This is a genomic window from Myxosarcina sp. GI1, from assembly GCF_000756305.1.
Classification (GTDB): Bacteria; Cyanobacteriota; Cyanobacteriia; order Cyanobacteriales; family Xenococcaceae; genus Myxosarcina.
On record NZ_JRFE01000016.1, the window covers coordinates 210,634 to 222,386 of the forward strand.

Sequence of the window (11,753 nt, forward strand, 5' to 3'; positions counted from 1 at the left end):
TAATGAACGATTCTCTAGCAGCAGATGTAGTAATTATCGGCAGTGGCGTTGGCGGTTTGTGCTGTGGGGCCTTACTTGCCAAATACGGTTTTAAAGTAATTGTTTGCGAAAGTCATGCGATCGCTGGTGGTGCGGCACATAGTTTCGAGCGCGATGGCTATAAGTTTGATTCTGGTCCCTCGCTCTATTCGGGCATGTCTCGTTCTCCGTCTAATAATCCTTTGCGACAGGTTTTAGATGTACTCGATGAAGATATTGAGTGGGTCAACTACGATGTTTGGGGTTGTCGGCTACCAGAAGCAGATTTTGATGCTTACATTGGTGCCAATCATTTTACTGAAACTTTAGCCAAACTGAGGGGTGAAGCTGCCGTAGCCGAGTGGCAACAACTACAGGCAGAAATGAAAATATTTGCCGAAGCAGTTAATGCCCTGCCTCCTCTAGCAATGCGCTTCGATCTGGGGGCAGCCGTAAGTATGGGTAAGTATCTTCCTTCAATGCTGTGGCATTTACCCAACATTCTCAAACTAACCAGACCGTTTAGCGAAATTATCGATGGAACCGTCAGCGATCGCTTCATTCGTGACTGGCTCGATCTATTATGCTTTTTGTTGTCTGGTCTACCTGCCAGCGGTACGGTAGGAGCGGTAATGGCGTTTATGTTTGCCGAATGGTACAAACCAGGGGTAGAGCTAGATTATCCCGTCGGCGGTAGTGGCGCGATCGTCGATGCCTTACTTAGAGGATTGACTAAAAATGGGGGCGAAATCTTGTATAACTCCCACGTAGCCGAAATTTTAGTTGAAGATAAACAGGCGGTAGGCGTACGGTTAGGTAATGGCAAAAAGATTGCTGCCTCTAAAGCAGTAGTCTCTAATGCCTCTATTTGGGACACTTTGCCCTTAATACCCCAGGGCGCATTACCTCAAGATTTTGTCACCGAACGTCAAGCTATCCCCGAATGCGAAAGCTTTATGCACCTCCATCTAGGTATTGACGGGACGGGACTACCAAAAAACTTACAGTGTCACTATATTGTGGTAAACGATTGGGAACAAGGCGTTACCGCACCGCAAAACGTAGTAGTAGCTTCTATTCCTTCGGTGTTAGACCCCTCTCTCGCTCCTGCTGGCAAGCACGTCGTACATGTTTATACACCAGGTAACGAACCTTACGAAATTTGGGCGGGACTCGATCGCCGCAGCGCAGAATACGACCGACTAAAAACAGAACGGGCTGAAGTTATGTGGCAGGGCTTAGAACGCATCATTCCCGACATTCGCAACCGTTGTGAAGTAACTTTGGTTGGTACGCCTTTAACCCATAAACGCTATCTTCGTCGCCATTGCGGTACCTATGGACCTGCAATAAAAGCAGGAAATGGTTTGTTTCCTGGTTCTAACACTCCCCTATCCAAATTGTACTGCTGCGGAGATTCTACCTTTCCTGGTATCGGCATTCCTGCCGTTGCTGCCAGTGGTGCGATCGCAGCTAATACCATTGCTTCTTTGAAGCAACATTTGCAAATGCTGGAGTTAGTTACTTAGTGATTACTTAGAATTAAAGATTGGGATAATTCAGTATAACTACGGTATTTCCTGTAAAAACCGCAATTGAGAGCTAAACTAAGAGATGCTATCGAACGAGTTCGAGTATGACTAACCTCAAATCAGTTCCCAAACCCAGTGAGGAAATTAGTAATTACGAGTGGGATTTAACTCCTCCTGCCGTAAAAATAATTATCAATCGTTTTCAACAATCGCTAGATCGACATCAAGAGCGTATCAAACAATTAAAAGCAGAGAACCAGTTGTTGCGCCAACGGCTCGATTTGGAATTGAATTCGCGCGATCGCGTTTCTTTACCATCTCTACCCGAAGTTTTGTTATGGGCGACTATTGGCTTATTCCTCACAGTAGGCTGTACTTTTATTTCCGCCCATACTATTGCCGCACCCTGGTCCTGGCAGCGAGGAATCACTACTTACTCTATAGGTGTTAGTTATCAGGTTGGTGCTGTTTTACTTGTTGGCTGTTTGGGTGGCAAAAGTGCTGCTGGGCTATCACAATTGGCTTATTTATTATTGGGTTTAACAGGGCTGTCTATTTTCGATCGCGGCGGCGGTTGGCAATATTTTCAGCAGCCTAATTTTGGTTATTTACTGGGCTTTATTTTTGGTGGTTGGTTGTGTGGCTATTTGGCTTTTCAGTCTAAATCCAGGTTAGATACTCTAGTGCTTAGTTGTTTGACGGGTTTATTAGTAATTCATTTAACAGGTCTTATCTATCTAACAGGTTTGCATTTTTCTATTGGGTTGGGAGAAGGACTTGATTCTTGGTGGCAAGCAATTGTAATTTATTCCCTTACGCCCCTTCCAGGTCAATTAGCGGTAATTTGTGCCATAAGTATAATTGCTCTAATTATGCGAAGAATTATGTTTTCTTAAGCGCGAGCGCTAATTGTTCTCAAGGTTCTGAAAAGTAAGACTCAACATTCTATTTATTAATGTTTGACTATCTGAGATAGTTTATAAATCCCCTTCTCTATTTGAGCTTTGTTTAATCGATGGTTGACAAAGAACGGGAAAGTTAACTGAATTAGCAATAAAACAAAATTTGTGGGCTGTTTGGTGTAACTGTTTTGCCTTTTTCAAATCGCTTTCAGTAGTAATAGTAGCCTCTGGCTGAAGAACAACTTCGGTAAATTTTCCGCTACCATTTTTCATTTCCTCCATCTTGCCAATAGCGATATCTCGATAGGCGATCGCAATTATTCCTGCTTCAGAACATAAATGCAGATACCACAGCATATGACAACTAGACAGAGAAGCTACCAATAATTCTTCGGGGTTATATTTGGTTTTATCTCCACGAAAAGTAGGATCTGATGAGCCATAAACGATCGGCTTGCCTTTTACTTCTATTTCATAAGTGCGGTCATAGGCTTGGTAATTTTCAGTACCTCTATTTCTATTCCCCGTCCATTTGAGAATTGTTTGATACTTATGTTCTTTTGACATAATTTATCTGGAACGCTTTATTTATTTTCATTGCTCAAAGCTGCCATAATCGCCTGTTGAGTAGCTGTTTGATAGGTCTGAGTTAAAAATTGCTCTAAAGCTTCGGTATCGGCAGCTGGCAACGGAATTCTGCCTAGTAAATCGAGAACATTTTTATTTTCTAAAGGAGGCGCGATCGCTACTAAGGAAGATTCTAAAGGTTCGTCGTACTGCCAAAAGCGATTGACTTGGGTTTCATCGGCTGCTGGCATGGTAGCCTCAGTATTGTTTTCTAATTTATCTGTTGGTTCTTTAGGTAATGATGCTGCCTTTTGAGTACGCATCTGCCGCAAACCTTCAAGTATTTGCTCTTTAGTTCTGCCGCGAAGTTGAAAAATAATAAAGGGATCTTCTTTAAAGCGATCGCCCAACTGATAGTAAACTGCCGCAATATGTTTGCAAGGATTGGCTTTATCGGGACAGCTACAGCGAGAGCGAACGTCGTTGAGAGTAAAGGGAAATAAACTCAAGCCATTGGCGGTAAACACGGCTTCAATGTCTTCTGGCATTTCTCCTGCCAGTAATTGGGCAGAAAAGATCGCTTTTTCAGACATAGTTTGAATTACAGCTTCCCAATCTTCATCGGTAAAGGGAGGCTGAGACATCTTAGCAATTGCTCGTTCGCGATTTTCACTGGGAAATGGTTCGAGAGAAATTGCCACTCGATAGGGTTCGGCTTCGCTACCCTGCACTGCCGCTAAAGCTTGCGATCGCTCGAATACAATACTTAAAACGTTTCCTTCTCTGGCATAGTTTCTGCCTCGTTCGAGCCGCTTTTTAAACCGATAAGAATCGAGTAATTCCAACCAGCGCCTGACCCACCATTCTTCTGTAGCAAATTCCATAATTATAAAACTTTTATCTGTATGCGATTAAAGCAATTCTCGATCGAATAAAGTACACTTTGGATTAGTTAGACACTAGGCATTAAGATTTTGGCGACCTTGGTTTGGTTTGAATTTGTATTTAACTTAAGATGAAAACTGCTATAAATTTTGGGCGAGCGCCTTTAACAACAGCGAGCGATGCTCGGTCGAAACCAAATCCTTCTAAAGTTAGTTTATCAATAGTAGCAGTAAAGCTAGAATCGTATAATTGAATACTTATTTATTTGGATTCAGGTTGTTTACAGAATTTTTATTGAGGATTAATAATGATTGAATTAAAAGTACCTACCATTAATAGTTCCGAAGCTGCTGACAGACTTAAAGAAACTATTCTTACTTCCGAACCAGATGCTAAAGTTGAAATCGATACCAACACTAAAAAAGTAACTGTAGATTCAAAAGCATCAGCAGAAACTTTTATCGAGCTAATTGAAGCTGAGGGTCACAAAATAGAAGAATAGTATTGTTTTTGGTTAATGGGCGGTATTGACAATGAGCAATGAGCGATCGCCAACGCTCGGTAAACATTGTTCATTGTTCGTTGTTAACTTTATAGAAAGTCTCTAAGCTCTGGCGATCGCCTACATAACGCCAGTGCCAGGGTTCGTAGCTAATTCCTTGAGAATTATTGAGCGGAAAAGACAACTCAAAGCTATAGCGAGCAGCATTTGCCTGTAACCAGCGAAAAGCAGCAGTGTTCTCAAATTCTGGTTCTACATTGGCTGCTGGAACCTTACCATCGCCGATGTCAATCGCATATCCCGTATGATGTTCGCTGTATCCAGGCGGCGCGCTAACTTCTGCTCTTTTTACAGCATCTTGAACTCTTTGTTCTTTAACTCCAAAGAATAACTGTTCTTGAGCTTTAACCGAGCGAAAACCAGAGATTGGAGTCAAAATAACCCCTTCGGCTCTGGCTGCTGCCTGCATTTCGCGAAATTTGGCTGCTGCTTTAGGATGCAGGCGAACACTACCGTTAGCAGTAATAGATTCTAAATTTGCTTCTGAAACTTCCTGGTAGGGTAAGTGACCGAGTAAATTTTCTTTATCTGGTCTGGCAGAGTTTGAGTCAAACGAAGACGTGGGTTTGAGTGCCTGAGCGTTTGCTGGTGGTGACGGACTAGAAACTGCCTCTGTGTTGCTATTATCAGTCTCAACCTTGCTTTTTGCAGGAAGCGAACTTACTGTAGGCTGTGGCTGTTTGCTGGAAGAAGCTAAAAAAATTGCTAGCGAACCAACGATAACGAGGCAAAGCACACCTCCAGCAACTAAAGTTACAGACGAACGTTTAGTCTCGTTAATGCTTTCTCTAACTCTTATTGCTTCTGGGATCTCATCCATTGTCAGTTAAGAATTGTTGGGCTTTGGGCTTCGACACTTATTGTAGTTTTTGTTGCTGGTACGCTCTAGCAACTCCGTCATGTTCGGCAGCCAAACTAACGGCAGTGGCTACAGCAGTGGCTACTCTAGCATCGAACACAGAGGGAATAATGTGTTCGCGATCTAAATCTTGAGGAGCAACTAAAGCGGCGATCGCTTTGGCTGCTTCGAGGTACATATTAGTAGTAATTGCCATGCTGCGACAATCTAAAGCACCGCGAAAAACACCAGGAAAGGCTAACACATTATTGATCTGATTGGGATAGTCGCTGCGTCCTGTAGCCATTACCCCTACGCGATTGTAAACTAATTCTGGTTGAATTTCGGGTACGGGATTCGCCATAGCAAAAACAATCGGCTCTTTTGCCATCGATTCGACCATTTCGGGGCTAACTACTCCTGGTGCGCTGACTCCCAAAAAAACATCGGCTTCCTGCATGGCATCAGCCAAACTACCACTTTGAGCTACAGCAAATGCTAGTTTTTGCTCGTTAAGATTATCGCGCTCTCTAGCAATAATTCCTTGCGAATCACATAAAATAATTGTTGTCGCTCCTGCTTTCTGTAACAGAGTAGCGATCGCTACTCCTGCTGCCCCCGCACCATTGATGACAATTTTTACTTCAGCTAGAGATTTCCCAACTAAGGTTAGAGCATTATATAAAGCAGCTAAGACTACAATTGCCGTACCGTGCTGATCGTCGTGAAATACGGGAATATTTAGTTCTGCTCTCAAACGTCGTTCGATTTCAAAACACCGAGGAGCGGCAATATCCTCTAAATTTATGCCGCCAAACACTGGAGCGATATGTTTGACAGTTTGAATAATTGCTTCGGTATCTTGAGTATCCAAACAAATGGGAAAAGCATCAATTCCAGCAAATTCCTTAAATAATAAAGCTTTACCTTCCATCACTGGTAGAGCCGCACCCGCTCCTAAATTACCCAGACCTAATACGGCACTACCATCGGTAACTACTGCTACGGTATTGCTCTTAATCGTCAGGGAATACACCCGTTCGGGATTTTCTGCGATCGCTCTGCAAATCCTGCCAACTCCAGGAGTATAAGCCATCGAAAGATCGGACTGAGATTTTAGAGGAAGTTTGCTCTCGATGCTAATCTTGCCTCCCCGATGAATGGCAAAAGTGCGATCGCTGTAGTTAATAACTTTGACGCTAGGTAGAGCTTCGATGGCACTGACAATTTTATCGGCGTGTTCGCTACTAGAAGCATCTACCGTTAATTCTCGCTGAGTGTATTTGTGATTGTATTGCAGCAGCGAAATGTCTCCCAAACTACCACCCAAAGACGCGATCGCACTCATGACTGAAGCTAATGCTCCTGGGCGATTAGGAATTTCCAGTTCGATTTTTAAACTAAAACTGGAACTTGGATTTAAATCAACCATCTTTTCTACCTACTTTAAGAATAGACAATTGTAGCTCGTTTTTACTTTTAAGACAGTTTATCCAATCGCGTCAACTTAGATCGTACTTTTTAAACACATGAAAATTTAATAGCAGGTTAAAAAATACGAGATACTAAATTTGGAATCAAAATTGATGAGTTAAAAGACAAAATGTACGTTCTTATTGGTGGGGCTGGAATGATGGGACTGGACTTAGCTAAAACCCTACTACAGAGAGGACATACTATTGCCGTAATAGATACTAATCCTCTTGCTTGTCAATATGCTCGTGAAAAAATTGGCGTAATGGCTTTTGAAGGAAGTGCGGTCAACACAACCGTACTGCTAGAAGCGGGGATTCGTAAAGCCAATGCAGTTATTGCCACTTTAACAGAAGATGCAATCAATCTAGCACTGGTTACTCTGTGCAGACACTACGGCGTATCTCAAATTGTCGTGCGAATGCGCAATCGCGACTTCACCGAACCGTATCAATTGGCGGGTGCAACCCATATTATCAGCACTACAGAGTTAGCCATTAACAGAGTTGTCAACGCGATTGAATATCCCCAAATAGATGCCATGATGCACTTTGAACAGGGACAAATTGAGGTTTTAAAGCTTTCCATTCCCCAAACCTGTTATATAATAGGGCGTAGTGTGGCTGAAATAGCTCGGGATTCTCGGTTTCCTGCAGGCACATTAATTATTGGCTATCAAGCGCATCCTCACGAAGCTTTAAACATTCCCAATGGTAGCACTATCATAGAAAGCGGATTTACTATTTTAGCGGTAACTAAACCCGAACTCGTACGACAACTAATTGATTTTATCGGCTTATGTTCTTCTTAGTCATCTTTGAGAGATAGTAGTTTTTCGTTAAGTTCTTGAAGATATGACTGAGCAATACCATCTGGAAGCAATCCATTAAAAATGGCGTCATTAATCGCTCCTTTTTCTGCTAAATAGAGACGACGATATAGACCATCTAAATATTGCCGATCCTCAAATTTGTTTGATAGATAGGTTATTCTTTGATTATAAAGATCGCGTAGTTCTCGTTCAGATGAAGCAATTCTAGCTTGATAGCTGGCAAATAGCTCTTCGTAAAGAAATTTTGGTAAACTGCCAGATTGCAAGAGATTTTGTAGTTCTTCCTGAGCAGCTTTAGCTGCAATCAAATTCAGTTGTAAAGTTTCGATTTTCTGCCCGATCGAGGAGGGTTTTATTAACTGTAGCCGTTTGACCAACCAAGGCAAGCTCAGCCCCTGTCCGATGAGAGACACCAACACAGTGCTAAACACCAAGGTAATTACCTGCATTCTTCCAGGCATAGTAAAGGGCAAACTCAAAGCCAGAGCCATTGACAGCGACCCCTTAACATTGCCAAAAATTAAAACGTGCTGCCATTTTAAAGGAAGTGGACGATCGATAAAACGCAAGAAAGATAGTAAGGGATAGATAGAACAAACGCGCCCAATTTGATAAATTACAATGGCTAAAAGAGCAGTGGGCAAAGTTTCTAAAAGAATGGGCGGTTGAACTTCAAGACCTACGAATAAAAAAATAAAGGTATTAACCCCAAAGCCAGCATATTCCCAGAAATTTAGCAACGTCACTTGAATTGAGGCAGAGGTTTGACGTAAGCCCAAATTACCAATTACTAGACCAGCGATGACAACTGCGATCGCACTAGAAACTCCCAAGGCTTGACCGATTTGAAATGTTCCTAAAGAGACTGCTACCGTAAGCAAAATATTACTAAAAGCATCATCTAACTGCCGAAATAACCCCACACATAAATAACCCAACCCCAAACCGAGAAGACCACCACCCACAAAAGCAATAAAAATTTGTTCGACACTTTCACCAAGAGCAAACGCTCCCTGAAGATGAATTGTCGTAATTATGCTCAACAACACTAAAGCAATTCCATCGTTAAAAAGACTTTCTCCTTCGACAATGGTGGCTAATCGCCCAGGTACGGGAACGCTTCTGAAGGCAGCAATCACCGAAACCGTATCGGTAATAGTTAAAATTACTCCTACAGCCGAAGCGGTAATCCATGACAACCCCAACCCATATTTAAGAAGAAAAGCTGTAATAACTGCTGATAGAACTACCCCTGGTCCTGCGAGTAAAGCAATGGGCTTAACTGTACTGCGTAAACGGCTAATATCCGTATTAATGGCTGCTTCAAAAATCAGAATAGGCAAAAATAAATTCAGAATTACATCGGGATTTAGACCGACAGATTCGGGTAATGCTTGCTTAGAAATTGCCAAACCCGCTAAAACTAAACCCACTACATAAGGAATTCGCAGCCATCGGGTAACCAAAGCTACGGCAATTGCGACGAGAAGCAGAATAATTAAGCTATTTACCAACCCAGTGAATTCGACAGTAGGTAGGGAAGCGGGTTCTTCTAACGGTAAATTACTAAATCGCTCAATAAGCAAAGAGTTAGTCACTAATTTGGGTTTTCAGGTTGAGAATTATGATGATTTTCAATAACTTTACCAGGACTAACAAAAGAAATTCCCTGTTGAAAACCAGTACCAATCATAATTGCCTCAACTATCGGTTCGCTCACGTTGGTTTGGGCTACCCACTCCACAATAAATTTAGCTCCAGAACCACCACTGCGATCGCTAGTATTAATGAAAAAATCTGTAGAAGACAATGCCGCAATCTCAATAGGCTGCTCTAGATAATTTTTCACCAGTTTGCCATTCCAATCATAATATTTTACCGAAGCGATCGCGATCGCCTCTTTGAAATCGGTATTGCGAATACTCAGAGTAGCAGCTAAATCGAAAATGTTTTTCTCATCCTGATGAAAAACATGAGAGTAAACGGGAACATAAACAGTCTGACCCATTACTTTTTGGTAATTTTCATCCAAGGTTATGGTTTTTGGCGATGGAGTTGGGCGATTGGAATCTACTTGTAACTGATTCGGCTTCTCCTGTGCTATGCAGGATGTAAGTAAAACAGCAGCAGTTACCCAACTAAAAAGTTTATATAGCTTCATTAACAATAGATTTTAGGTGCGTTGGCGGTCTGAGTGACGACGTACAAAATATCTTAGAATAGATGATGTTAGAGCGAAGTGTTACGGTAAATAACACAAAAGTATTATTATTTTTCTCACTTTTAGCGACACGACCCTATTGTCTATTTATGCCTTTTGCCGTTCCCAAGCTGTTTAATTTTGTGTATATCGCGCTCGCGTTTGTTTGCGTTAGACGCGCTTATAGGTAAACTACTACTACTAAACTATGTTCATCTGGCTGACGATGATAATTGCAATTACAGCTTTAAAAGGAGGAGTGGGTAAAACCACAACGGCGGTTCATTTAGCTGCCTATTTTCAAACTATTGCACCGACACTGCTTATCGATGCGGATAAAAACCGTTCGGCTTTAGTCTGGTCGAAAGAAGATAAGCTACCTTTTTACGTCGCTTCGCAAGCGGGTTCTCCTGGTTTGATCTCAAAATTCACCCACATTATTATCGATACCCAAGCCAGACCAGAACCAGAAGAACTAGAAGATTTAGCAATAGGTAGCGATTTACTAATTTTGCCCACAACACCCAACCATTTAGATTTAGATTCTACCGTCAAGGCGATCGAGTTGCTCAAACCTCTCAAGGCTAATTACAAAGTTTTGTTGACCAAAGTAGACTCTCGAACTATCAATGGTAGAGAAGCAAGAAAATTTTTGGAAGCAGCCCAACTGCCTCTATTTAAAACCGATATTCCTTTGTTGGTGGCATTTCAAAGATCTCCCAGTCGCGGCGTAATTGTCAAAGATTTTCCCGACGAGCGATCGCATTTGGGATGGTCTAAATACGTTGCCGTAGGCAAAGAAATTTTGAGATAAACACAGCGTTAGTAAAATATTTACTAAACTGTCATCCCTCCATCAATGTTAATTATCGAACCAGTAATGTTAGCTGCTTTAGGACTGGCTAGAAAAGCAGCTAATTCGGCAATTTCTTCTGGTTTGCCATAGCGTTTAATCGCTGTCATCTCCGTTATGGTTTCTCCAAAAGCACTATCGGCTGGATTCATGTCCGTATCAATTGGACCTGGTTGAATTACATTTGCAGTAATTTTTTTACTGCCTAAATCTCTCGCCCAGCTTTTAGTCATCATCTGTACGGCGGCTTTACTCATAGCATAAAGCGAACCACCAGGAAACGGCATAGAATCTGCATTCACGCTGCCGATAGTAAGAATACGCCCCCCTTCTGGCATAGATTTAACAGCTTCCATCGTGGCGGCAAAAACAGCTTTGATATTAACTTTTTCAGTTCTTTCGTAATCTTCTAAGGTACTTTCGGTAATAGATTTAAGCTCGAAAATCCCTGCATTATTGATGAGAATATCTATAGCTCCAAGTGCCGATACAGCTTTTTGGATTGCCTGCACAACATTGTTTGCTTCCATAGCATCAGCCTGAATTGCTAATCCCCGAACTCCTCTAGCTTCAATTTCTCTCACCAAAATATCGGCTTTATCCTGAGACTTATGATAAGTGAAGGCAATGTTTGCACCTGCCTCTGCCATTTTTCGGACTATTGCTGCGCCAATTCCGCGAGTTCCGCCAGTAACAAAGGCGTTTTTTCCTTGTAATTCTGTCATTTCGTTTACCTTATATTTACAAAACTTGGTTTTGAGGAAAGCATAATTGATTCGGCAACTGCCCGTTGGCTAAAGCATACCGTTCCCAGGGTAAAATTTTGGTATCGCTTCGATACCTGTATGGGAATACTAGCAGCAGTAAAGGAACATGCAGGACTGGCTTTACTACCTTGCTATTTATAAAGATAGCGATCGCGCTTTAGCTCGTGTTTCTCTGCCAATTCCTGAATTAGAAAAAGAGTTATGGATTTTAACTCATGAAGATTTAAGATACGTTACTCGCATTCGCACTTTTATCGATTTTGTTGCCACTTTTTTGATTCAAAAAACTGAGCTAATAGAAGGAAAAGCCGATTGAAAAGGTTG

Annotated in this window: 13 protein-coding genes; 6 read left to right on the forward strand and 7 right to left on the reverse strand. The window is 41.9% G+C overall.

Annotated elements, in window-relative coordinates; translation table 11 throughout:
- The first annotated feature begins 2 nt into the window (after window positions 1-2).
- Window positions 3-1,547, forward strand: a complete 1,545-nt coding sequence (locus KV40_RS12540) for an NAD(P)/FAD-dependent oxidoreductase (RefSeq protein WP_036481718.1) — start codon at window positions 3-5, stop codon at window positions 1,545-1,547.
- A gap of 107 nt (window positions 1,548-1,654) precedes the next feature.
- The gene (locus KV40_RS12545) at window positions 1,655-2,446 is read left to right on the forward strand and encodes a biotin transporter BioY (RefSeq protein ID WP_036481721.1); all 792 of its coding nucleotides are present in this window, start codon (window positions 1,655-1,657) and stop codon (window positions 2,444-2,446) included.
- Window positions 2,447-2,527: 81 nt separating this feature from the next.
- Here the strand turns inward: KV40_RS12545 and KV40_RS12550 are convergent, their stop codons facing one another.
- Together KV40_RS12550 and KV40_RS12555 are read right to left on the reverse strand one after the other, a co-directional pair.
- On the reverse strand, window positions 2,528-3,019 hold the full coding sequence (locus KV40_RS12550; RefSeq protein ID WP_036481724.1) for an OsmC family protein: 492 nt from the start codon (window positions 3,017-3,019) through the stop codon (window positions 2,528-2,530).
- A 17-nt stretch (window positions 3,020-3,036) separates the two neighbouring features.
- Window positions 3,037-3,903: an SWIM zinc finger family protein gene (locus KV40_RS12555; protein ID WP_036481726.1), complete on the reverse strand. Its 867-nt coding sequence runs from the start codon at window positions 3,901-3,903 to the stop codon at window positions 3,037-3,039.
- A gap of 308 nt (window positions 3,904-4,211) precedes the next feature.
- Between KV40_RS12555 and KV40_RS12560 the strand changes: the two genes are divergently transcribed.
- Entirely contained in the window at window positions 4,212-4,406 is a 195-nt protein-coding gene (locus tag KV40_RS12560; protein WP_052055596.1) for a cation transporter, read from the forward strand.
- Between the two features lie 70 nt (window positions 4,407-4,476).
- Here KV40_RS12560 and KV40_RS12565 read toward each other — a convergent pair whose 3' ends face one another.
- Both KV40_RS12565 and KV40_RS12570 read right to left on the reverse strand, forming a co-directional pair.
- Window positions 4,477-5,286, reverse strand: coding sequence for a D-alanyl-D-alanine carboxypeptidase family protein (locus KV40_RS12565; protein ID WP_036481730.1), 810 nt, complete (start codon window positions 5,284-5,286; stop codon window positions 4,477-4,479).
- Window positions 5,287-5,323: 37 nt separating this feature from the next.
- Window positions 5,324-6,736: an NAD-dependent malic enzyme gene (locus tag KV40_RS12570; protein ID WP_036481732.1), complete on the reverse strand. Its 1,413-nt coding sequence runs from the start codon at window positions 6,734-6,736 to the stop codon at window positions 5,324-5,326.
- Window positions 6,737-6,907: 171 nt separating this feature from the next.
- Here KV40_RS12570 and KV40_RS12575 point away from each other — a divergent pair, with 171 nt between their 5' ends.
- Complete coding sequence (locus KV40_RS12575; RefSeq protein WP_036481734.1) at window positions 6,908-7,588, forward strand: TrkA family potassium uptake protein; 681 nt, start codon at window positions 6,908-6,910, stop codon at window positions 7,586-7,588.
- Here the strand turns inward: KV40_RS12575 and KV40_RS12580 are convergent.
- Both KV40_RS12580 and KV40_RS12585 read right to left on the reverse strand, forming a co-directional pair.
- The gene (locus KV40_RS12580; RefSeq protein ID WP_371260778.1) at window positions 7,585-9,189 is read right to left on the reverse strand and encodes a cation:proton antiporter; all 1,605 of its coding nucleotides are present in this window, start codon (window positions 9,187-9,189) and stop codon (window positions 7,585-7,587) included. The genes KV40_RS12575 and KV40_RS12580 overlap by 4 nt on opposite strands.
- A gap of 17 nt (window positions 9,190-9,206) precedes the next feature.
- Complete coding sequence (locus KV40_RS12585; RefSeq protein WP_036481737.1) at window positions 9,207-9,770, reverse strand: DUF3124 domain-containing protein; 564 nt, start codon at window positions 9,768-9,770, stop codon at window positions 9,207-9,209.
- 265 nt (window positions 9,771-10,035) lie between these two features.
- Here KV40_RS12585 and KV40_RS12590 point away from each other — a divergent pair, with 265 nt between their 5' ends.
- Complete coding sequence (locus KV40_RS12590; protein ID WP_036481739.1) at window positions 10,036-10,623, forward strand: ParA family protein; 588 nt, start codon at window positions 10,036-10,038, stop codon at window positions 10,621-10,623.
- 23 nt (window positions 10,624-10,646) lie between these two features.
- Here KV40_RS12590 and KV40_RS12595 read toward each other — a convergent pair whose 3' ends face one another.
- Window positions 10,647-11,387: an SDR family NAD(P)-dependent oxidoreductase gene (locus tag KV40_RS12595; RefSeq protein WP_036481741.1), complete on the reverse strand. Its 741-nt coding sequence runs from the start codon at window positions 11,385-11,387 to the stop codon at window positions 10,647-10,649.
- Window positions 11,388-11,535: 148 nt separating this feature from the next.
- Here KV40_RS12595 and KV40_RS12600 point away from each other — a divergent pair, with 148 nt between their 5' ends.
- On the forward strand, window positions 11,536-11,745 hold the full coding sequence (locus KV40_RS12600; protein WP_036481743.1) for a hypothetical protein: 210 nt from the start codon (window positions 11,536-11,538) through the stop codon (window positions 11,743-11,745).
- Window positions 11,746-11,753: the final 8 nt, after the last annotated feature.

Coding starts and splice junctions, on each gene's coding strand:
- KV40_RS12590 (WP_036481739.1), top strand. CDS start 10,036: ATGATAATTGCAATTACAGCTTTAAAAGGAGGAGTGGGTAAAACCACA.
- KV40_RS12540 (WP_036481718.1), top strand. CDS start 3: ATGAACGATTCTCTAGCAGCAGATGTAGTAATTATCGGCAGTGGCGTT.
- KV40_RS12545 (WP_036481721.1), top strand. CDS start 1,655: ATGACTAACCTCAAATCAGTTCCCAAACCCAGTGAGGAAATTAGTAAT.
- KV40_RS12555 (WP_036481726.1), bottom strand. CDS start 3,903: ATGGAATTTGCTACAGAAGAATGGTGGGTCAGGCGCTGGTTGGAATTA.
- KV40_RS12560 (WP_052055596.1), top strand. CDS start 4,212: ATGATTGAATTAAAAGTACCTACCATTAATAGTTCCGAAGCTGCTGAC.
- KV40_RS12550 (WP_036481724.1), bottom strand. CDS start 3,019: ATGTCAAAAGAACATAAGTATCAAACAATTCTCAAATGGACGGGGAAT.
- KV40_RS12575 (WP_036481734.1), top strand. CDS start 6,908: ATGTACGTTCTTATTGGTGGGGCTGGAATGATGGGACTGGACTTAGCT.
- KV40_RS12570 (WP_036481732.1), bottom strand. CDS start 6,736: ATGGTTGATTTAAATCCAAGTTCCAGTTTTAGTTTAAAAATCGAACTG.
- KV40_RS12585 (WP_036481737.1), bottom strand. CDS start 9,770: ATGAAGCTATATAAACTTTTTAGTTGGGTAACTGCTGCTGTTTTACTT.
- KV40_RS12595 (WP_036481741.1), bottom strand. CDS start 11,387: ATGACAGAATTACAAGGAAAAAACGCCTTTGTTACTGGCGGAACTCGC.
- KV40_RS12565 (WP_036481730.1), bottom strand. CDS start 5,286: ATGGATGAGATCCCAGAAGCAATAAGAGTTAGAGAAAGCATTAACGAG.
- KV40_RS12600 (WP_036481743.1), top strand. CDS start 11,536: ATGCAGGACTGGCTTTACTACCTTGCTATTTATAAAGATAGCGATCGC.